The 19,628-nt window shown below is 75.3% G+C and carries 22 protein-coding genes, 1 tRNA gene and 1 pseudogene; 9 read left to right on the plus strand and 15 right to left on the minus strand.

Translation table 11 applies throughout. From position 1 onward, the window contains the following. Positions 1 to 4: 4 nt before the first annotated feature. The 4 genes and pseudogenes from GA0070611_RS16515 to GA0070611_RS16530 form a co-directional block, all read right to left on the minus strand. Positions 5 to 1,597: an ATP-dependent DNA ligase gene (locus GA0070611_RS16515; RefSeq protein WP_231921145.1), complete on the minus strand. Its 1,593-nt coding sequence runs from the start codon at positions 1,595 to 1,597 to the stop codon at positions 5 to 7. Positions 1,598 to 1,645: 48 nt separating this feature from the next. Further along, positions 1,646 to 1,852 carry a hypothetical protein gene (locus GA0070611_RS16520; RefSeq protein ID WP_091665164.1) on the minus strand — a complete coding sequence of 69 codons (207 nt, stop codon included), beginning with the start codon at positions 1,850 to 1,852 and terminating at the stop codon, positions 1,646 to 1,648. A 223-nt stretch (positions 1,853 to 2,075) separates the two neighbouring features. Next, entirely contained in the window at positions 2,076 to 3,428 is a 1,353-nt protein-coding gene (locus GA0070611_RS16525) for a dipeptidase (RefSeq protein WP_197676010.1), read from the minus strand. Continuing rightward, a pseudogene (locus GA0070611_RS16530) lies at positions 3,391 to 4,219 on the minus strand (uridine kinase family protein). The gene GA0070611_RS16525 and the pseudogene GA0070611_RS16530 overlap by 38 nt, the downstream one beginning before the upstream one ends. A 6-nt stretch (positions 4,220 to 4,225) precedes the next feature. On the opposite strand from GA0070611_RS16530, the gene GA0070611_RS16535 reads away from it, so the two are divergent. Then, a complete protein-coding gene (locus GA0070611_RS16535; RefSeq protein WP_091673026.1) occupies positions 4,226 to 4,627 on the plus strand; it encodes a rhodanese-like domain-containing protein in 402 nt (133 codons plus the stop codon). A gap of 171 nt (positions 4,628 to 4,798) precedes the next feature. Here GA0070611_RS16535 and GA0070611_RS16540 read toward each other — a convergent pair whose 3' ends face one another. Genes GA0070611_RS16540 through ssb form a run of 4 tightly spaced genes read right to left on the minus strand, consistent with a single transcriptional unit; the run spans position 4,799 to position 8,342 of the window. Next, positions 4,799 to 6,379 carry a cobyric acid synthase gene (locus tag GA0070611_RS16540; RefSeq protein ID WP_091665168.1) on the minus strand — a complete coding sequence of 527 codons (1,581 nt, stop codon included), beginning with the start codon at positions 6,377 to 6,379 and terminating at the stop codon, positions 4,799 to 4,801. Beyond that, entirely contained in the window at positions 6,376 to 7,377 is a 1,002-nt protein-coding gene (locus GA0070611_RS16545) for a cobalamin biosynthesis protein (protein ID WP_091665171.1), read from the minus strand. Before GA0070611_RS16545 ends, GA0070611_RS16540 begins: the two co-directional genes overlap by 4 nt. 44 nt (positions 7,378 to 7,421) lie before the next feature. Beyond that, positions 7,422 to 7,562 carry a hypothetical protein gene (locus GA0070611_RS31120; protein ID WP_157740335.1) on the minus strand — a complete coding sequence of 47 codons (141 nt, stop codon included), beginning with the start codon at positions 7,560 to 7,562 and terminating at the stop codon, positions 7,422 to 7,424. Positions 7,563 to 7,607: 45 nt separating this feature from the next. Continuing rightward, positions 7,608 to 8,342 carry a single-stranded DNA-binding protein gene (gene ssb / locus GA0070611_RS32425; RefSeq protein WP_091665173.1) on the minus strand — a complete coding sequence of 245 codons (735 nt, stop codon included), beginning with the start codon at positions 8,340 to 8,342 and terminating at the stop codon, positions 7,608 to 7,610. Between the two features lie 288 nt (positions 8,343 to 8,630). Here ssb and GA0070611_RS16555 point away from each other — a divergent pair, with 288 nt between their 5' ends. Further along, the gene (locus GA0070611_RS16555) at positions 8,631 to 9,053 is read left to right on the plus strand and encodes an HPF/RaiA family ribosome-associated protein (protein ID WP_091665175.1); all 423 of its coding nucleotides are present in this window, start codon (positions 8,631 to 8,633) and stop codon (positions 9,051 to 9,053) included. A 113-nt stretch (positions 9,054 to 9,166) separates the two neighbouring features. After that, on the plus strand, positions 9,167 to 10,195 hold the full coding sequence (locus GA0070611_RS16560) for an alpha/beta hydrolase (protein ID WP_167604437.1): 1,029 nt from the start codon (positions 9,167 to 9,169) through the stop codon (positions 10,193 to 10,195). A 73-nt stretch (positions 10,196 to 10,268) separates the two neighbouring features. Here GA0070611_RS16560 and GA0070611_RS16565 read toward each other — a convergent pair whose 3' ends face one another. Continuing rightward, complete coding sequence (locus tag GA0070611_RS16565; RefSeq protein ID WP_091665178.1) at positions 10,269 to 11,009, minus strand: hypothetical protein; 741 nt, start codon at positions 11,007 to 11,009, stop codon at positions 10,269 to 10,271. A gap of 167 nt (positions 11,010 to 11,176) precedes the next feature. Here GA0070611_RS16565 and GA0070611_RS16570 point away from each other — a divergent pair. The 3 genes from GA0070611_RS16570 to GA0070611_RS16580 all read left to right on the plus strand — a co-directional run bounded on the left by GA0070611_RS16570 (position 11,177) and on the right by GA0070611_RS16580 (position 12,484). Further along, a tRNA-Arg gene (locus GA0070611_RS16570) sits at positions 11,177 to 11,249 on the plus strand. A gap of 197 nt (positions 11,250 to 11,446) precedes the next feature. After that, positions 11,447 to 11,746, plus strand: a complete 300-nt coding sequence (locus GA0070611_RS31125) for a hypothetical protein (RefSeq protein WP_157740336.1) — start codon at positions 11,447 to 11,449, stop codon at positions 11,744 to 11,746. A 192-nt stretch (positions 11,747 to 11,938) separates the two neighbouring features. After that, positions 11,939 to 12,484: a GNAT family N-acetyltransferase gene (locus GA0070611_RS16580; RefSeq protein ID WP_091665183.1), complete on the plus strand. Its 546-nt coding sequence runs from the start codon at positions 11,939 to 11,941 to the stop codon at positions 12,482 to 12,484. A gap of 52 nt (positions 12,485 to 12,536) precedes the next feature. Here the strand turns inward: GA0070611_RS16580 and GA0070611_RS16585 are convergent, their stop codons facing one another. From GA0070611_RS16585 to GA0070611_RS16605, 5 genes are all read right to left on the minus strand, one after another. Next, positions 12,537 to 13,004 (minus strand): hypothetical protein, encoded by a 468-nt coding sequence (locus GA0070611_RS16585; protein WP_157740337.1) that lies wholly within the window; start codon positions 13,002 to 13,004, stop codon positions 12,537 to 12,539. Positions 13,005 to 13,036: 32 nt separating this feature from the next. Beyond that, complete coding sequence (locus GA0070611_RS16590) at positions 13,037 to 13,384, minus strand: GrpB family protein (RefSeq protein WP_091665187.1); 348 nt, start codon at positions 13,382 to 13,384, stop codon at positions 13,037 to 13,039. 61 nt (positions 13,385 to 13,445) lie between these two features. Next, positions 13,446 to 13,772: a DUF6331 family protein gene (locus GA0070611_RS16595; protein ID WP_091673031.1), complete on the minus strand. Its 327-nt coding sequence runs from the start codon at positions 13,770 to 13,772 to the stop codon at positions 13,446 to 13,448. 264 nt (positions 13,773 to 14,036) lie between these two features. After that, a complete protein-coding gene (locus GA0070611_RS16600; protein ID WP_091665189.1) occupies positions 14,037 to 14,864 on the minus strand; it encodes a TrmH family RNA methyltransferase in 828 nt (275 codons plus the stop codon). A gap of 46 nt (positions 14,865 to 14,910) precedes the next feature. Beyond that, complete coding sequence (locus tag GA0070611_RS16605; protein WP_197675721.1) at positions 14,911 to 15,249, minus strand: SMI1/KNR4 family protein; 339 nt, start codon at positions 15,247 to 15,249, stop codon at positions 14,911 to 14,913. Between the two features lie 226 nt (positions 15,250 to 15,475). On the opposite strand from GA0070611_RS16605, the gene GA0070611_RS16610 reads away from it, so the two are divergent. The 3 genes from GA0070611_RS16610 to GA0070611_RS16620 are packed head-to-tail and all read left to right on the plus strand — an operon-like array spanning position 15,476 to position 18,127. Further along, positions 15,476 to 15,997: a SigE family RNA polymerase sigma factor gene (locus tag GA0070611_RS16610; RefSeq protein WP_091665191.1), complete on the plus strand. Its 522-nt coding sequence runs from the start codon at positions 15,476 to 15,478 to the stop codon at positions 15,995 to 15,997. Continuing rightward, positions 15,994 to 17,208: a hypothetical protein gene (locus tag GA0070611_RS16615; protein WP_091665193.1), complete on the plus strand. Its 1,215-nt coding sequence runs from the start codon at positions 15,994 to 15,996 to the stop codon at positions 17,206 to 17,208. The genes GA0070611_RS16610 and GA0070611_RS16615 overlap by 4 nt, the downstream gene beginning before the upstream one ends. Positions 17,209 to 17,266: 58 nt before the next feature. Further along, entirely contained in the window at positions 17,267 to 18,127 is an 861-nt protein-coding gene (locus GA0070611_RS16620; RefSeq protein ID WP_091665195.1) for an alpha/beta fold hydrolase, read from the plus strand. Between the two features lie 409 nt (positions 18,128 to 18,536). On the opposite strand, the gene GA0070611_RS16625 is transcribed toward GA0070611_RS16620, so the two are convergent. Continuing rightward, positions 18,537 to 19,628: a hypothetical protein gene (locus GA0070611_RS16625; protein WP_157740338.1), complete on the minus strand. Its 1,092-nt coding sequence runs from the start codon at positions 19,626 to 19,628 to the stop codon at positions 18,537 to 18,539.

Below are 19,628 nucleotides of genomic sequence, written 5' to 3' on the forward strand. Positions count from 1 at the left end.
GGCGTCAGCCGGTGACCCGGCCCTCGTGGATGGCCCGCACCGCGTCGACGGTGTCCGCCTCGGCGGCGGTCTTGTCGTCCCGGTAACGCACCACCCGGGCGAAGCGCAGCGCCATGCCGCCCGGATAGCGGCTGCTGGTCTGCACCCCGTCGAACGCGATCTCGACCACCTGCTCCGGCCGGACCCGGACCACCCAGTCGCCCTTCTCCACGGCCAAGCCGAGGAACCGCTCGGTCTGCCAGCGGAGCAGCTCGTCGGTGAGCCCCTTGAACGTCTTGCCGAGCATGACGAACTCGCCGGTGCCCGGGTCACGGGCGCCCAGGTGCAGGTTGGAGAGCCAGCCCTGCCGCCGGCCGCTGCCCCACTCGACCGCCAGCACCACCAGGTCGAGGGTGTGCCGGGGCTTCACCTTGACCCAGGCCGAACCGCGCCGCCCCGCGTCGTAGGGCGCGGCCGGGTCCTTCACCACCACCCCCTCCTGGCCGGCGTCGATCGCCGCGGCGAAGGCCGCGCCCGCCTCCCCGGGGTCGTCCACCTCCACCCGGCCGACCAGCAGGGTCGGGTCGACCGCCCCGGCCAGGGCCGCCCACCGCTCCCGCCCCGGCAGGTCGATCAGGTCGGTGCCGTCGAGGTGCAGCAGATCGAAGAAGTACGGCGTCAGCACGGTCTCGCCGGTGCGCTGCGCGGCGGCCAGCACGGCCGGGGCGACCGGCGTGCCGCCGGTGGTGCTGGGCGTGGTGCGTCGGGCGGCCCGGCTGGACGTCTCCTGGAAGGGCAGCGGGCGGCCGGTGGCGTCCAGCCCGATGGCCTCGCCGTCGAGCACCAACTCCCGGGCGGGCAGCGCGCGGACCGCGGCCACCACCTCGGGCAGCCGGCCGGTGATGTCGTCGAGGCTGCGGGTGAAGACCGCGATCTCCTGCCCGGAGCGGTGCACCTGGATCCGGATGCCGTCGAGCTTGACGTCGACCACCGCCGGCGTGCCGGTGGCGGTGAGGGCCTCGTCGACCGTGGGGGCGCTCTGCGCCAGCATCGGCGCGAGCGGGCGGCCCACCTGGAGCCCGAACCCGGCCAGCGCCGCCGCGCCGCCGGAGAGCGCGGCCACCGCCACCGCGCGCAGGTCACCGGCGAGCAGCAGGGCCCGCCGGACGGCCGTCACCGGCACCTCGGCGGCCCGGGCCACCGCGTCGGCGAGCAGGCCGGCCTGGGCGCCCTGGCGCAGCTCACCGCTGAACAGCCCGCGCAGCAGCCGCTGCTCGTCGGCGGTGGCGGCGGCGAAGAGCCGGCCCACCAGCTCCCGCCGACGGGCCTGGGAACCGGCGCCACTCACCGCGGCGATCTCCGCCACGGCCGCGTCGACGCCACCCACGGTCAGCGTCGGCTCGTCCGCCGGTGGGGGCAGGTCACGCAGGCCGGCCCAGCCCACCCCGGTCTGCCGTTGCCTCAGCTCACCGGCGAGGTAGCCGGCGCCGGCCGGGACCTCGTCGGGGTCGAGCGAGCGCAGGGCCGCGGCGAGCAGCTCCACCTTGGCCCGCCGGCCGCTGGTCGCGCCCACTGCGGCGGAGGTGGCCGCCAGGTCGAGGAACCGCACGGCACTCATCCTGCCAGCCACCCCCGACACCGCACGGCATCCCGGGCCGACGGCCGGTCAGGCCGAGACCGGCTCCTCGATGCGCAGGCCGCGCGCGCGGACCTCGTCGGCGACCCGGGTCAGCAGCATGTCGAGCGTGACCAGCGCGGCGGAGAGCTCGCCGAGCTGTTCCTTGAGCGTGTCCTCGGACCACGCGGAGACATCGACGTCCCCCAGGGCACTGACAGCGGCCTGGAGCCGCGCCATCTCGTCGTTCGTACGCATGTTCGAGAGGCTATAACACCCCGCCGGCCGACACACCGCAAACTGCGACATCCACCCCGAAGTTACGGTTTCGACACCGGCCGTCCCGCCGGACCGCCGCCGGCGGCTCCTGCCGCCACCCGCGTCGGCTCGGCCCGTCAGCGGCACCGAAGCGCGGACCGCCGCCGGTTCGGGTGCGTTCCTGGTCGCCGGAGCGACGAGAAACGCACCCGAAGGGGGTGGGTCAGGCGCGGTTCGCGCCCGCCTCGGCGACCTTCGCCAACAGCAGCGCCTCGGCCAGGCAGACCCGGGCGAACTCCCCCAGGTGCAGGCTCTCGTTCGGGCCGTGGGCCCGGGCGTGCGGGTCCTCCACGCCGGTCACCAGGATCGCGGCCTGCGGGAACATCTCCTGGAAGGTGGCGATGAACGGGATCGAACCACCGACGCCGATGTCCACCGGGTCGGTGCCGTCCCAGGCCCCCCGGAACGCCGCCCGCGCCGCGTCGAACATCGGGCCGGTGGCGTCGATGACGCAGGGCGCGCCGTCGTGCTCGAAGGTCACCGTCACCCGCGCGCCCCACGGCGCGTGCCGCTCCAGGTGGGCGGTGAGCGCCGCGTACGCCTTCTTCGGGTCGTCGCCCGGCGCGAGCCGCACGCTCAGCTTCGCCTTCGCGGACGGGACCAGCGCGTTCGGCGCCTCGCCGGTGGCCGGGGCGTCCACGCCGAGGATGGCCAGCGCGGGCTTGGTCCAGAGCCGGTCGGTGATCCGGCCGCTGCCGAACAGCTCGGCGCCCTCGACCAGGCCGGCCTCGGTCCGGAACCGGTCCTCCGGGTAGTCGACGCTGGCCCCCTCCCGGCCGACCAGCCCGTCCACGGTGACGTTCCCGGCGTCGTCGTGCAGGGTGCCGAGCAGCTTCACCAGGGCGGTGAGCGCGTCCGGCACCGCCCCGCCGAACATGCCGCTGTGCACGGCGTGGTCCAGGGTGCGCACCTCGACGAAGCAGTTGACGATGCCGCGCAGCGAGGTGGTCAGGGCCGGCACGCCGACGTCCCAGTTGGTGGAGTCGGCGATCACGATGACGTCGGAGGCCAGGTCCTCGCGGTGCTCGGCGAGCAGCCGCTCCAGCGAGTCCGAGCCGTACTCCTCCTCGCCCTCGATGAAGAGGACGACGCCGACCGGGAGCCGGTCACCGAAGGCGCGCAGCGCGGCGACGTGCGCCATGATGCCGGCCTTGTCGTCGGCCGCGCCCCGCCCGTAGAGGCGGCCGTCCCGCTCCACCGGCTCGAACGGGTCGGACTCCCAGAGCGAGAGGTCACCGACCGGCTGGACGTCGTGGTGGGCGTACATCAGCACGGTGGGCGCGCCGGGCGGGGCCGGCTTCGTCCCGATCACGGCCGGCTGGCCGCCGGAGCGCACGATCCGGGTGTCGAGGCCGCAGCCGCGCAGCAGCTCGGCCACCGCCTCGGCGGAGCGCTCGACGTGCGAGTGGTCGAACCCCTCGAAGGCGATGCCCGGGATCCGGACGAGGCGTTCGAGGTCGGCACGGACTCCGGGCAGTTCACGCTCGACGGCGGCCCGCACCTCGGACTCGGACATGATCGGTGTGGTCATGACCGGCATCGTATGCCGGCCTTACCGGCGGCACGGCCGGAGCCCGGGTCCGGGGCGGCGCACGTAGTACCGCCCCGGGTCGTGCGGGACGTCGGGCGCGCCGTCGACCACCAGGTCCACCGCCGCCTCGGTGCGGTCGGCGGCGAAGTGCGCCCGCTCCCCCGCGTGCCAGCGGCGCAGCTCCGGCAGGATCTCCGCGCCGTCCCGGGCGACCGCGCGGGTCAGCCGCAGGTCCGCCGGCGCGGTGACGAAGACCGACCGGGTCAGCTCCGGCCGGACCACCGCCCGCGCCGCGCTCACCCCCTCGATGATCAGCACCGGACCCGCCGGCACCGGCACCGGGCGGTCCAGGAAGCACCGTCGCACCCAGCTGTACCGGCGGTAGGCTCCCGACCGGCCGGCCCGGACCGGGCCGAGCACCCACTCCTCCAACCGGGACCAGAAGGCGAGCTGGTCGTCCCAGCCGTCGAGCAGGTCGTCGGTGTGCACCAACGGTGGTCGCCCGCCGCCGGGCAGTGCGGCGAAGGCGTCCGCGAGGCGCGTGGCGAACACGCTCTTGCCCGCGCCGCTCGGCCCGTCGACGGCCACCAGTCGGGTACGCCCCAACCGCGCCGGCCCGGCCAGCACCGCGCGGGCCAGTCCGGCGTACGCCTCGACCACCGCCACCGTCACCCGCCCGACGCTAACCGTTCCCCCGTCCGCTGGATCCTCCGGCCCAGCAGGCCGTTCACCGGGCACGGGCACCGCCCGGACGGCATCATCGGGTGGTGCTCCATGACGTGATGAGTCCGGGCGTCGACGCCCTGCTGGAACAGGCCCGGGCCGGACTGCGCCGGCTCACCCCGCACGACACCGTCGAGGCGGTCCGCAACGGCGCCCTGCTGGTCGACACGCGTACCGAGGCGCACCGGCGGGAGCAGGGCGAGCTGCCGGGGGCGGTCGTCATCGACCGCACCGTGCTGGAGTGGCGGCTGGACCCGGCGAGCGCCTGGCGCATCCCGGAGGCCACCGGGTACGACCGCGAGATCGTGGTGGTCTGCCGCCACGGCTACAGCTCCAGCCTGGCCGCCGCCAGCCTCCAGGCGCTGGGCCTGCGGCGGGCCACCGACATGATCGGCGGCGTGCAGGGCTGGCGGGAGGCCGGACTGCCGATGTCCGACCGCCCGGCCGACGTCCGCCCCTGACCCACGGCCTCCCGGCACCACCTGCCGGGCCGGCCGACGTCCGCCCCCGAGCCACGGACCGCGCCCCCGACCGCCGGGCGCCCCTGACCGCCGGGCGGCGCTGGGCCGCCGGGCATCGCCGGGCCGCCGGGCATCATCGGGCCGCCGGGCATCATCGGGCCGCCGGGCGCGCTATCCGGCCGTGCCGGCCGGCTCGGGCTGGTGCGGGACGGCCGGTCGTGGTGCGCCGGGCGGGACGAAGGGCAGGCCGGCCGGTGGGCCGGACTCGACCAGTCGCCACAGGGCGTCGGTGTCGAGGTGCTCCTCGACCAGGTCACCGAGGAGATCCAGGGTCCGCTCGCGAGCGGCGGCGAACTCGGTGTCCGGGGCGACCGTGAAGCCGGTCCGGCCGGCCAGCCGGGCGGCCTCGGTGAGGAACCGGCGGCGGAACCCGTCGGACTCGAACGCGCCGTGCCAGTGCGTACCGTGCACCGCGCCCAGCCGGGCCCCCTCCCCGGTGCCGTCCGGATAGCGCAGCAGCGGCGACAGGTCCGGGTCGGCGGCGGAGACCTGACCGTGGTGGATCTCGTAGCCGTGGACCGGGACACCGCCCTCGGCGGTGCCGCTGGCGCGGCGGACCGTCTTGCGCGGGTCGAAGGTGATCTCGACGGGCAGCAGGCCCAGCCCGGGGACGCTGCCCTGCCGGCTCTCCACCGGATCGTGGATCGCCCGGGAGAGCATCTGGAACCCGCCGCAGATACCGAGCAGCGGCCGGCCGGCGGCGGCGTGCTCCGTCACGGCGTCGGCCAGGCCGGTCTCGCGCAGCCACGCCAGGTCGGCAACGGTCGACTTGGAACCGGGGAGCACGACGAGGTCGGCGGCGGCCAGTTCGGCGGGCTCGACGGTGAGCCGCACCCGCACGCCCGGCTCGGTGGCCAGCGCCTCGACGTCGGTGGCGTTGCTGATCCGGGGCAGCCGGACGACCGCCACGTCGAGCCAGTCCGTCCCGCGCGGCGCGGCCGGCCGGCCCAGCACCCGCCCGTACGCGAGCGAGTCCTCGGCGTCCAGCCAGAGGTCCAGCGCCCAGGGCAGCACCCCGTACGTGGGGCGACCGGTGACCTGACCCAGCATGTCCAGCCCGGGCCGGAGCAGACCGAGGTCACCCCGGAACTTGTTGATCACGAAGCCGGCGACGAGCGCCTGGTCGGCCGGGTCGAGCAGGGCGACCGTGCCGAACATCGAGGCGAACACCCCGCCCCGGTCGATGTCGCCGACCACGATGGCAGGCAGGCCGGCGTGCCGCGCCAGCCCCATGTTCACGTAGTCCCCGTCGCGCAGGTTGATCTCGGCGGGGCTGCCGGCGCCCTCGCAGATCACCGCGTCGTACTCCGCGCGCAGCTCGGCCAGCGCCGCGTACGCGGTCGCGGCGAGGCGGGGACGCAACTGGCGGAAGTTGCCGGCGGTGACCGTGTCGACCGCCTCGCCGAGCAGCACCACCTGGCTGGCGTGGTCGCTGCCCGGCTTGAGCAGCACCGGGTTGAAGCGCAGGTCCGGATCGAGCCCGCAGGCGGCGGCCTGCATCGCCTGGGCCCGACCGATCTCGCCGCCCCGCCCGTCCGGCCCGACCACCACGGCCGAGTTGTTGGACATGTTCTGCGCCTTGAACGGCGCCACCCGCACCCCGCGCCGGTGCAGCCAGCGGCAGATGCCGGCGGTGAGCACGCTCTTGCCGGCGTCGGAGGTGGTGCCGGCGACCAGCAGGCCCCCGCTCACCGGTTGCTCCCCCGTCCCGCCCGCAGCGCGGCCCGGCCGACCGCACCGGCGAGGCGGCCCACCGTCACCGGGTACGCCGCCGCGAGGCCGAGGGCGGCCAGGCCGACCGCGCCGGAGATCCGGGCGGCCCGCTTCAGGTGCCGGGCCTCGGGCCGGGGCCCGTCGCCGAGGAACGGGCGGGTCTCCGAGCGGCCGAAGTAGACGTTGCGCCCACCGAGGCGCACGCCGAGCGCGCCGGCCATCGCCGCCTCGCACTGACCGGCGTTGGGGCTCGGGTGGTCGTCGCGGTCCCGGCGGAAGACCTGCCAGGCCGCCCGGCGGTCCCCGTGCGCGGCCGGCGCGACGGCGACGGTGAGCAGCCCGGTCAGCCGGGCCGGCACCAGGTTGAGCAGGTCGTCGAGGCGGGCGGCCGGGGTGCCGAAGCGGGCGTACCGGGGTGAGCGGTGGCCGACCATCGCGTCGAGCGTGTTGGCGGCGCGGTAGCCGAGCAGGCCGGGCAGCCCGGCCACGGCACCCCAGACCAGCGGCGCGACGACCGCGTCGGAGGTGTTCTCGGCGACCGACTCGACGGTGGCCCGGGCCAGTTCCGCCTCGTCGAGCGTGGACGGGTCCCGGCCGCAGAGGTGGTTGAGGCGGCCCCGGGCGGCGGGCAGGTCACCGGCGCGCAGTGCCCGCCCCATCACCCGGGACTCGTGGCGCAGGGTACGGCCGCCCAGCACCGTCCAGGTGCCGACGGCGGTCAGCGCGGCCCGGGCCAGTGGCCGGTGCCGGGTGGCGACGGCACCGGCGACGCCGAGCAGCACCGGGGCCCCGACGGCGAGCGCCGTGAACGCCGCCCCGGCCACCCGGTCGGGCCGGTACATCCGCTGCTCCAGGGCACCCGCGACCCGGCCGAACCCGGCCACCGGATGCCACCGGCGGGGGTCACCGAGCAGCGAGTCCAGAGCGTAGCCCGCCACCAGTCCCGCCGCGTTCGCCATGGCGGTCGCCTGCCGCACCCGTCACCACCTCCGGCCGGCCAGCCTAGGCCATCTCCGAACGCTCACCCGTCGAGCTGCGCCAGCACCGCCCGGGCCACCTGTTCCGGCGGCTGCGAGCCGTCGATGAACGTGGGGCGGCAGGCGCCGCTGGCACGGGTCCTGGCCGCCCGGGCCCGCTCCGGGCCGACCCGCGGGGTGACCACCTCGGTGTGGCCACCCCACGCCCCCGTGGCACGGGCCCGCCCTGCTCAGGCGGGCACCGGGGTCCGCCGGCCACCCCGCCGGCCGCGACCGGTCGGGGTCGCCCCCGCCACGTCGCCCAGCGGCGTTGGCACCTCCTCCGACGGGTCGGCGGAGGGCCCGTCCTCGTCGCCGTCCGCCTCCGCGCCGTCGCCGTCGTCGTCCAGGTCGTCGAACGGGTCGGTCCCGGCGTCGAACCCGTCCGCCGGCAGGTGGTCGCCGGCCCGCGCCCCGGCGAACTCCAGCGACTCGAACTCCTCGTCGAAGGGGCGGTCGTCGAGCGAGGCGGGCGCCTGCCCGTCCGGCACCGGCTCGGTGGCCTCGCCGTGCACCCGCCGCTCCGCCTCGGCGTCCTCGACGGTGCTGGTGGCCGCGCCGGGCCGGTTGCGCAGGAACCGGCCGCGGCCCCGGGACAGGTCGTGCCCGACGGCGACCGCCTCCAGCTCGTAGAGGGTGCGGTGATTGCCGGCGTCGTCGGTCCAGTCACGGGTGTAGAGGCGGCCCGCGACGACCACCGGGTCACCCACCATCACCGAGGCGGCCACCCCCTCGGCGAGCTTGCGCCAGCAGTTGACCCGCACCCGCAGGCTGTTGCCGTCGACCCAGCGGCCGGAGTCGCGGTCGAGGCGGCGGGCGGTGGAGGCGACCTTGAAGTTGGCCACCAGGGTGTTGCTCTGGGTGGTCCGACGCCACTCGGGCGCGGTGAGCACGTTCCCGACGATCGTCACGTAAGTATCGAACATCTGCCCTCCCGGGTCTCGGCTTGTCGGGTCGAGCCTGGCTGCGCCGCCGGGCCGGGGCGAGCCCGGCCGGTCCCGCCTGTGGACGACGGGCCGGGCTGTGGACAACGACCTGATCAAGGTCCCGTCTGGTAGGGACCACGGTCCCTGGGGTGTCGACCGGCGGCGACACATGATCGACCGGTACGGCGGGGCGAGGCGGTTTCCGCACCCGCACCCACTGGGTAAGGCGTTGATCAACCGAGAGAAAGGGAGCGACATGCTTCTCCGAGACGTCTGTGAGGCCCGGCGATGAGCGCTGTGACGAACCCCGCGACCGTGGCCGAGTGCCTGCGCGTCGGTGCCGGCTTCTCCCAGGGCGACCGGAACTGGATCGCGGAGCAGTTCGCCACCCTCGACGCCCGGCTCGCCGGCTTCCACGCCGACGCCACCGAGCTGGAGGTGTCGGTCAAGGACCGCGAGGCACGGGGGCAGAAGGTGACCCTGGAGTGCTGGGTCGCGGGCCGGCAGAAGATCGTCACCACCTCCACCGAGGAGGACCTGCACGCCGCGCTCAACGACGTCCGGGACGACCTGCGCCGCAAGCTCAACGACGCGAAGACCCGACAGGAGCCCCGCAGCAACAAGCACCTGCGGGAGGTCACCCAGCCGGAGATCGCCCCCGTTGCCGACGACGACGCCGACCTCCACCGGGCCGACGCCGAGACCGCCTGACCACCGCTGACGCGTCAGGTCGGGGTGTCCGCCGTACGGTGGCCGCCCCGACCTGACGCGTCCGTCCCGGCGGGGGCTACCGCCCGGTAGCAAGGCGGCGTACCGTCGCGGTCGTGGAACCCGACGTGCTGGGACCGCCGTACGAGCGGCAGACGATCGACCTGGGCACCGACGACGAGGGACCGGTCGTCGCGACCCTGGTCCGCCGGCGGGCCGAGCGCCCGACCGGCCGGGCCGTGCTCTACGTGCACGGCTTCGTCGACTACTTCTTCCAGACCCACGTCGCCGACTTCTTCGCCGAGCGGGGCTGGGACTTCTACGCCCTCGACCTGCGCAAGTACGGCCGCAGCCTGCAACCGCACCAGACGCCGAACTTCTGCCGCGACCTGAGCGAGTACTTCCCCGAGCTGGACGCCGCCGTGAAGATCATCCGGGCGGACGAGGGGCACGACACCCTGCTCGCCATGGGCCACTCCACCGGCGGCCTGATCATCTCGCTCTGGGCGCACGCCCGCCGCGAGGCCGGCCTGGTCGACGGGATCTTCCTCAACAGCCCCTTCTTCGACATCAACGCCCCCTGGCTGGTCCGTCGACCCCTCGCGGCCGCCGTCTCCCGGCTCGGCCGTCGGGCGCCGCAGCGCGTCCTGCCGTTCGGCCTGGGCACCGTGTACGGCGAGAGCCTGCACGCCGACCACCGCGGCGAGTGGCGTTACGACCTGGCCTGGAAGCCGCTCGCCGGATTCCCGGTGCGAGCCGGCTGGATCAACGCGATCCGGGCCGGTCAGCGGCAGCTCCGGGCCGGGCTGGACATCCCCGTGCCGGTGCTGCTCGCCTGCTCGAACCGCAGCTACCGGGGCACGAAGTGGCACGACTCGGCCACCCTCGCCGACGCCGTGCTGGACGTCGAACACATGGTCCGCTGGGCGCCCCGGCTCGGCCCGCACGTCACCCTGGCCCGCTTCGACGGCGGCCTGCACGACCTCACGCTCTCCGGTCCCGCCGTACGCGAGAAGGTCTTCGCCGAGGTTGGGCGGTGGGCGGAGGGTTTCCTCGGGGCCGGACCGACCGACCCGGAACCGACCGGTCCCCCGGCGGCACGCCCGCCGGTCGACGACCGGGCCGCCGCGCCGGCCGAGAGCTGAGCGGCCGGTCGCCTGGACCGGCCACCGCCCCCGGACGTCCCGGAGCCCGGCCGGTCGGTGAGGCAGGCGGGCGTCAGCGGTAGCCGGCGGTGGCCTCCACCAGGGCCGTCCGGATCCGGTCGAAGGTCGCCACCGGGTGCCCGCCGTCCCGGCCGGGCAGCACCAGCCCGAGGCAGTGCACCGCCAGTGCACCGTCGGCGCCGGTCCGCACGGCGAAGACCGGCGCGCCGAGGTAGCCGGCCGGCAGCTCGGCGGTGATCCGCAGCTCGTCGCCGTCCCGGACCACCCGCTCGATCACCGCCTCCAGGGGCCGCGACCCGTCGTCGCCGACCCCGAGGGCCAGCACGAACGCCGACCCGGGCACCGCGCCCACCCCGGCGATCACGCCGGCGTCGGCGGCCACCGCGTCGGCCACCTGCTGGGTACGCCAGCTCCAGCCCCGGTCCTCGGCGTAGCCGTGCAGGCCACCGGTGGGCATCGCGGCCAGCCCCAACTCGGGCAGGCGCAGCCACTGGTCGGCGAAGTCCGGCAGCACGATCGGCTCGGCCGCGCCCTCGGCCGGGTCGGTGACGCTCGGCCGCAGCCCGATCTCGCCGTACGCCCCGGTGGTCGCCGCCTCGGCGGTGAGCAGCCACTCGTGCACCACCTCACCGTCGTCGGTGGCGCCGACCAGCTCGGTGTAGAAAAAGGCGGTGCCGAAGCCCTCGGCGGGCGCGCCCGGCCGGTCGTAGCGGCGCAGCGGGAGGATGGCCCGCCCGAGCAGCTGACACAGCTCGAAGATGATCTCGTTCTCGGTTTCCTGGTCCAGCAGCACGACGCAAAGGGTACGGACATGGACAACCGCCGCTGCCCCGGACCCGCGAATCGGGGATGCCGGGTCCGGCCCCGTCGTGGGACCCTGAACGGCGACGTGGCCAGGACCACCCGTTCCCCCGGCGTACCCGGGTCCGGCGGTACCCTCTTGGCGCGACACGTCGCCGCGCGCCCGTAGCTCAGCGGATAGAGCAGGGGACTTCTAATCCCAAGGCCGCAGGTTCGAATCCTGCCGGGCGCACCCTCCCCGCCGCGGGTCAGCGGATTTCCGTTCCCGGTCGAGACGATCACCACGGCCCCATACAGCGCGCCACCGGGCTGACCGCCACCCCAGGCCTTCTGGACGTCACGACCGCTTGAGCAGCCCTCCGAAGTGAAGCTCCGGAGCGTCGCCTGTCCAGGTCGTCGTTCGGGCAGGAAGGCGGCGAGAATGCGGCCGTGGATCCGCGTTGGCAGTTCGAGGTCGAGGAAGCATTCGCCATTACAGGTCGCGGCACCGCGGTGATCGGCCAGCATCGAGGAGAAGCGATCCCGGCTGTTGGACCTGCCGTGCTCTGTGTCGGAGGGGCGCGCGAGACGGTCGAGCGAGTAGCGGTGCACATGCTGGACCGCCAGCGCGAGGGACGGCACGAAGGACGAGTCGCGTTGCTCCTCTACGGCGTCGACAAGGAATGTGTCCCGGCCGGTGCGGTGGTCCGCTCCGTGGACGAACACCGGTCGGCGGACTGCGGGGGCTGACCCGCGCGTACCGGGCGCACCCACGACCACGGGTGGTCCGCGGCTTCCCGCTCCCCTCGGAGGGCTCACCGAACAGCCTCGACCTGACCCGGCGTCGCGGCCTCGGCACCTGTCCGGGAGGCCGGAGGCAGCGTGGCTTCCGGGCTCGGAACTGCTTTGCCGGACTCCGGCGCCGTTGCCTAGGCTCGCCGGATGGTAAAGATCGAGACTGCGCGGCTCGTCATGCGGGGGTGGCGGGACTCGGACCTGTCGCCGTGGACGGCAATGAACGCCGACCCGCAGGTCCGGGAGCACCTCGGGCCGCTGCTCACGCCGGAGCAGGCCGCGGCCTCGATGCGCAGCTTCCAGGAGGATCTGGACCGGAACGGGTTCGGTTTCTGGGCGGTGGAGGTGCGCGACACCGGGCAGTTCATCGGGTTCGCCGGCCTGGACGTGGTGGACGAGGGCATGCCGTTCACGGGCGTGGAGGCCGGCTGGCGACTGTCCCGGGCGGCGTGGGGGCACGGGTACGCCACGGAGGCGGGGCTGGCGGTGCTGCGGTACGGCTTCGACACCGTCGGACTGGCCGAGATCCTGGCGGTGACCACTCGGACGAACCTGCGGTCGCAGGCGGTGATGCGCCGACTCGGCATGACCACGGACCCGCACGAGGACTTCGACGATCCCGAGGTGAGCGAGGGCCCCCTGCGCCGCTGCGTGCTGTTCCGCAAGCGGGCGGATGTGGTCTCCCGGGCCTAGCCGGCCTTCTTTCCTACGCGCAGGTCTCCGACCAGCAGCGCCCACCGGGTTGTCAGCCGATGTGCAGGAGCAGCACCCGATCGTCGTCGAGCTCGGCGATGGTGCCGCGCAACAGCCGCAGACCGGCCAGGCCGGCCCGGCCGCTCTCCGCGAAGCCGAGCCCCATCTCCTCGAAGTGGGCGGCCAGCTCCTCGGCGCGGTGCGCCCCGGGATCGAGCCGGTCCAGGAACCGCTTGTGGGCCGGGGTGATGAGCACCGTCAGGTCGTGGACCTCGTTGATGGCCGCCGACTCGGCATCGAACTCCGACCGCTCCAGGTCGACGTCGCGGTCCTCCAGATAGGTCAGCACGTGCAGCAGGCAGTACCCGGACCAGTCGTACTCCGCCCGGGGACGACGACCGTGCTCGGCCAGGTACGCGCGGAACGACGACGACGAGGTACGCGCCAACCGGGCCAGCTCGGGAACGCTGTTGCGGGGGACCTCGGTCAGTGACGCGACAGCGGACAACACACCCTCCATCGTTCGGACCCTGCCCGCCGTGGCGGCGAGGGTCAGCCCGTCCGGCTCCACCGGAGGGCCTCGGCCGACAACCGCGTCATCGTCTCTTCCTTCGCGGCGCCGTACCGGGCCCGGCTGTCGGGATGCAGCTCGGCCGCCCGCCGCTTCGCCGCCTCGTAGCGGCGGGCGGCACCGGGGTTGGCCGCGAGGTAGGCGCAGAAGAGCCGGTTCTCCGCCGGCACCGGGGAGCCGACGCCGAAGACGTGCAGGTGGTGGCTCCGCTTCCCGGCGGTGTCCTTCGAGAGGAACAGGTGCGCGTCGTCCTCGGGGAAGGCCTCCGGGCGGTGGCGGTACCCGAGCCGCTCCAGCGGCCCGAGGTCGGCGAGGACCGCGCCGACCAGGCCGGGTCGTGGGGCACCACCTCGACCACGGGCGCTTCGTCCGGCACGCCGGCCACCGGAGTCACGACTCGTCGCCGGCGGCCAGGCCCGTCGCCAGGGCGGTCAGGAAGTCCAGCAACTCACGCCGCGCGCCCTCGTTCGGCGTGCGGTGGTTCAGGAACGTCGACGAGACCAGGTGCGAGCGGTCCTCGACCACCTCGATCAGGTCGGCGAGTTGCCGCCGCGCCTGTAACACCGCGGTCGGTCCGGCTTCCCGGCACCACTGCCCGATCAGGGCGGGATCGGTGGAGACGGCGTCGATCCCGCAGCACGCGCGGACGCACTCCTCCTCGCAGAAAGTGATGCAATGGCTCAGCGGTGGTAGCACGTCGAGAGAACGCTCCGCCATGGACACCCCGTTCGCCGCACCCGTCGGACCGCTCACCGTACCCGGAACGAGGACGCGGCGGAGACCACGGAACGGTCGTCGCCGGCGTCACCGGTCGCCCTCCGCGACGCTGAACGTGGTGCGGTGGTGGCGGGACGCCTCGATCTCGTCGAGCAGCGCGAGCGCGAAGTCCGAGTAGCTGATCCCGGTCGCCTGTGCCGGGGTGGAGCAGCACTGGGACGAGCTGCTCGACGCCCGCGAGGCGTACGACGGGGCCGGGCGGGTCTAGCGTCGCCGGGTGCGCTGCCGGGCGGCCTCGTAGAGCACCACGGACCCGGCCGACGCCGCGTTCAGCGAGCTGGCCGCGCCGACGATCGGGATCCGGACCATCCGGTCGGCGGCCTCCTGCCAGCCGGCGCTGAGCCCGTGCGTCTCGTTGCCCACCAGCAGCAGCGTGGGGCCGGTCAGGTCGTGGTCGGCGACGTCCACGTCGCCGTGTTCGTCCGTACCCACGATCTGGAGGTCGGGCAGGTCTCCCCCGCGCACGTCGGCCACCCAGTCGAGGACCTCGCGGTGGCCCGGGACCCGCACCACCGGGACGGCGAAGAGCGACCCGGTGCTGGCCCGGACGGCCTTCGGGTCGTAGGGGTCGGCGGCGTGCCCGGTGACCAGCACGGCGGCGGCGCCGAAGGCGTCGGCGGAGCGGATCAGGGTGCCGATGTTGCCGGGGGTCTTCGGCCGGTCGAGGACCACCACGAGCGGGTCCGGCCCGAGCGGGACCCGGTCCAGGTCGTCCGCGGGCTGCCCCACCACGGCAAGCAGCTCCGGCGACTCCTCGTCCTTGCCGCCCAGCTCCCGCATCAGCTCGGGCGCGAGCGCGACCCGGGTGGTGTCGGCGCGGTCGAGCAGGTCCCGGCACCAGCGCGACAGCGCCTGCCGGTCGGGGTACAACAGCGCCCGGATCTCCCAGCCGTGCTCCAGCGCCAGGGTGATCGGGCGGACCCCCTGCACCAGGAACTCCCCGAGACGCTGGCGCTTGTTGCGGTTGGTCAGCAGCGCCTGCCACTGCTGGAAGGAGGCGTTGCGGGTGCTGATCCTCAGGGTCTTCGCCACGCTGCCGATTGAACAGCATCGGCCGGCCGGACCCGCCGGCACCGGCTCATTCGTCGTCGTCGGGGCAGGGGCCCAGGCCGCGCAGGAACTCGTCGAACGAGTCGGCGATCCGTCGGGGGACCCGGTCCTCGTCGACGTGGCTCACCGCCGGCTCGCCGTCCGGCCCGCACGCCGAGTAGTCCAGCATGACCGTGTCGTGCCCGGCCGACTCCGTCACGCCGAGCACCACCCCGATCTCCGGGTAGTCCCACTCGGCGATCAGGTACGCCGACATCTCGTCGATCCCGTGCTCGTAGCCGATGCCCGTGACGACGTGCAGGTGCACGTGCCGCGGGCCGGTGAGGTGGCAGGTGTCACGTAGGACGCCACCGTTCTGCCGGTACATCAGGGTGAGATACCGGGGGGCAGTCGTACGCCGAGGGTCTGCTCGGCCCGGCGCACCATGGCCCCGGTCAGCGGCGGCCCCACCCACGGCGAGTCGCCCGGTTCGAACGGCGAAGTCACCCGCCGGACGCTACCGCCCGGTCGTCGTGCAACCTTTCGGCGGGCCGCCGACGACACAGTGACGACCAGAGCCCACTGTCCACCCCCGGCCCGAACAAGGGAGCAGGATGCGGCCCGACCTCGAAAGGGAGTACGTCGAGTACGTGCAGGCGCGGCTGCCCCGCCTGCACCGCACGGCGTACCTCCTCTGCGGCGACGCGTTCCAGGCGGACGACATCGTCCAGGCGACGCTCACCGCGCTCTACGTGAACTGGAAGCGGGCCGTCGCCGCCGACAACCTCGACGGCTACGTGCACCGCATCCTGAGCCGGCGGTTCCTCGACGAGCGGCGGCGCGGGTGGTCCCGGGTGCTGCTCGGCGACCGCCTGCCGGAGCTGCCCGCCCCGACGGAGAGCGGGGTCGAGGAGCGGGACGTGCTGGTGACCGCGCTCCGGTCGCTGCCCCCGGGTCAGCGGGCCGTCGTGGTGCTGCGCTACTTCGGCGACCTCTCGGTGGAGGCGACCGCGGCGGCGCTGGGCTGCTCGACGGGGAACGTCAAGAGTCAGTGTGCGCGGGGTCTCGCCGGGCTGCGGGAGGCGCTGCCGGCACGGCGGCCGGTGACGGTCGCCGAGGGAGGGGAGACGCGGTGAACGAGGAGGACGAGCTGCGGGACCGGCTGGGCGCGGTCGACGTGCCGCCCAGCCGGATCGAGATCGACGCGCTGCTGCACGCCGGTCGCCGGAGCGCCTTTCGCCGCCGCACGGTGGGCGCGGCGGGGAGCGCGGCGCTCGCCACGGCCGCGCTGGTGGCGGTGCCGTCGATCCTGACCGGGACGGGCGCGCGGCCGGTGGCCGTGCCGGGCGGCCCGTCGACGGCCGCGACCGGGGCCGCGACGGTCACCGCCACCGCGCCGGCCGTCCGCACCCCGACGGCTGCCCCGACCGCCGCCGCCGGGCCGGCTGCCGGGGGCGCGTGCGTACGGGCCGAGCTGCCGGTGCCGGCGGGCATGTCGCAGGTCGTACCGACCGGGGTGGACCCGACCGGGCGGTACGTGGTGGGCAACGGCACCGTCGGGCAGGACTTCCGGCCGGTCCTGTGGACCGACGGTAGACCGACCGCGTTGCCGGTGGTCGCCCAGTCGGTCCAGCTGACCGCGGTCAACTCGGCCGGGGTCGTGGTCGGTCTGGTGCAGGACGGCGCGCAGGAGTACGCCTTCCGCTACGCGCAGGGCCGGTACACCCGGCTGCGGACGCCCGCCGGGAACTGGCACGTCTACCCGACCCCGGCGATCAACTCCGCCGGTGACGTGGTGATCAACGCGGAGCCGGCCGGCAACTCGGGGGGCGAGGGCAGCATCGTGCTGCTGTGGAAGGCCGGCTCCACGAGCGCGGTCCGGTTGCCGCTGCCGGCCGGCGCGAACGCGTCCGCCGTCACCGACGACGGCACGATCGTCGGCGCGAAGTACCGCGACGGGGCCGCCTACGCCGCGTACGCCTGGGACCAGCGGGGTCGGGGCCGCAAACTGGCCGTCCCGGCCGGTGAGACGGCGGCCGCCTACGCGGCGCGCGGCGGATGGGCGACCGGCGGGCTGTGGCCGTCGCGGACGGCGGCCCGGTGGAACCTGCGCACCGGCGCGGTGACCCCGCTGACCGGTGCCGAGGGTCCCGGTGAGGCGGTCAACGCCGCCGGCTGGGTGGTCGCCCAGGGCGTGCTGCTGCGCGACGGCGAGCCGGTCGAGCTGGCCGAGGCCGAGGGTCGGCGGGCCGTGGCGGTGGCGGTCTCCGACACCGGGCTGGTGGTGGGGCTCGCCCGGGCCGACGACGCCCCGGACAGCCTCGGGCCGCGCGTCTGGCGGTGCTGAGCGGGCCGGCGGTGTCGTAGGTCGGCCCGGTGTCGGGGTGGCGGGCTAGGGTCCGGAGATGGTGACCGAGACCGATCTCCGGCTGACCGACGGCCGCACGCTGCACGTCTACGACACCGGCGGGGCCGACCGGCTCGCCGTCTTCTGGCACCACGGCACCCCGAACGTCGGCGCGCCGCCGGCACCGCTGTTCGCCGCCGCCGACCGGCTCGGCCTGCGCTGGGTGTCGCACGACCGACCCGGGTACGGCGGCTCCACGCCGGTGCCCGGGCGGGACATCGCCTCGGTCGCCACCGACGTGGCCGCGATCGCCGACGCGCTGGGCATCGCCCGGTTCGCGGTGCTGGGCCACTCCGGCGGCGGCCCACACGCGCTGGCCTGCGGCGCGCTGCTGCCCGAGCGGGTGGTCGCGGTGGTCTCCGGGGCCGGGCTGGCCCCGTACGACGCGGCCGGGCTGGACTGGTTCGCCGGCATGGTGCCGTCCGGGGTGGCGTCGCTGCGCGCCGCCGCCGCGGGGCGGGCGGCGAAGGAGGCGCACGAGGCGTCGGGGGCCGCGTACGATCCCGGTTTCACCCGGGCCGACCTGGCCGAGCTGCACGGCGACTGGTCCTGGTTCGACTCTGTCGTCGGCCCGGCGGTGCGGGCCGGGCCGGGCGGGTTGATCGACGACGACCTCGCGTACGTCGCCCCGTGGGGGTTCCGCCCGGACCAGGTCACCCCGCCGGTGCTGCTGCTGCACGGCGAGCGGGACGGGATCGTGCCGGTGGCGCACGGCGCGTGGCTGGCCCGGCACTGCCCGGACGCCGAGCTGCGCCGCTGGCCGCAGGACGGGCACATCTCGGTGCTGCGGCACGCCGGGTCGGCACTGGAGTGGCTGCGTCGGCAGGCCGACGCGGCCGGGGAGCGCGCACCGGGCTGAGTCCGTACCCGCCCGACCGTTCCCGAGGGATGCGGCCACGGCCCGGGGTTGTCGCTCCTTCCGGGTGGCCCCGCGTGGCCACCCGGAAGGAGCGCGGCGGCGGCCACCGCGTGGCCACCGCGAGGGGTGAGGCGGCGGCCACGGGACCTGGCCGCCGCCTCGCCGCGCCCGGGAGGGCGCGGACCGCGACACCGTACGGAGGACCGGGGGGGAGGTGCTCCGCAGGGGCCGCGCGACCGACGCCGGGCTGGCGGGGGGTGCCCGCCCGGCGTCGGAGGTCAGTGGGTCCGGCGCGTGGTCGCGAGACCCGGGCATCCTTTCCGTGCTCCTCAGCGCCGCTCCCGCGCCGGATGTCACACCGGTACGCCGTGCCACCGCCGGCCGACCGACGGTGACCGGTTCCCGCCGCTCAGGGCGTACGCGGGCCGATGCCGTCGGCGGGCGAGGGCGCGACCAGCAGGCCCACCTGCCGCCCGATGAACCGGTACGCGACCTGCTTCGCCGCCCAGAGCAGGTGGCCCCGGTCCGGCTCGGCGATCGGGCGGCCGTCGGCGTGCGCCACGCTGGTGAGCAGCACCCAACTGCCGGTGGTGGAGCTGAGCGCGACCGCCTCACCCGGCACCCCGCGCTGACCGGTGCCCCGGCGCAGCACACCCCGCCGGTCGCGGGCCTGCCGCTCGCCGGGGAAGAGCACGGCCGCCAGGTGCACCACCGCGTCGCTGTCGTCGGTGGTGTAGCTGACCCGCACCGTCCGTACGCAGCCGGCCAGCAGGTCGTCGTCGGCGAGCACGCCGGCGCAGCCCCGCAGGTCCCGGCCCCCGGTGCGGGTCAGGGTGTCCCCCGCCGCCCGGAACGTCCGCTCGGGCATCGCCGTCGCGACCGTGACCGGCGTCGGCTCCGCGCGCGCCACCGCAACGGTGACCGAGCCGAGCAGCACCACCGCGACGATGACCCCGACGGACGGTGCCGGCCGGCCGGCGGCCCGCGGCGCGGCGGACCGGACGGCGGCCACCGTGGCGGCGACGACCGCCACGGCGACGCCGATCCCGGCCCAGCGGATCCCGGTGGCCATCGCCCCGGCCCCCGGCCCGGCCAGCAGGAACGCCAGCGAGGAGCGTTTCCCGGGTACGTGCACCCAGCCGAGCAGGGCGAGCGCGAAGGCGACGAGCAGCGCGGCGACCCGGGCCACCGCGCTCAGCCGGGACCAGAGGCCGACGGTGACCGCCGCCCAGACGGCGGGCAGGGCGACCAGCGCCCAGCCCGTCACCGCCATGCCGGTGCCGGTGCAGCCGGTCACCGCGCAGGCCTGCTCGTCCACCCGGGCCCGCAGGTCGTCGCCGACCACGATGCGCAGCACCACGAGGGCGACGAACCCGACGACCAGGGCGAGGCCGAGCATCCTGACGTCACGGTCGGCGCCGACCTCCCGGCCGGATCCGGCGGTCCGCTCCGCGCGTACCCGCGCCATCAGCTCCTCGGGCCCACGCCTGCTGCTCGCCAT

The sequence above is a fragment of the Micromonospora auratinigra genome (assembly GCF_900089595.1).
Classification (GTDB): Bacteria; Actinomycetota; Actinomycetes; order Mycobacteriales; family Micromonosporaceae; genus Micromonospora; species Micromonospora auratinigra.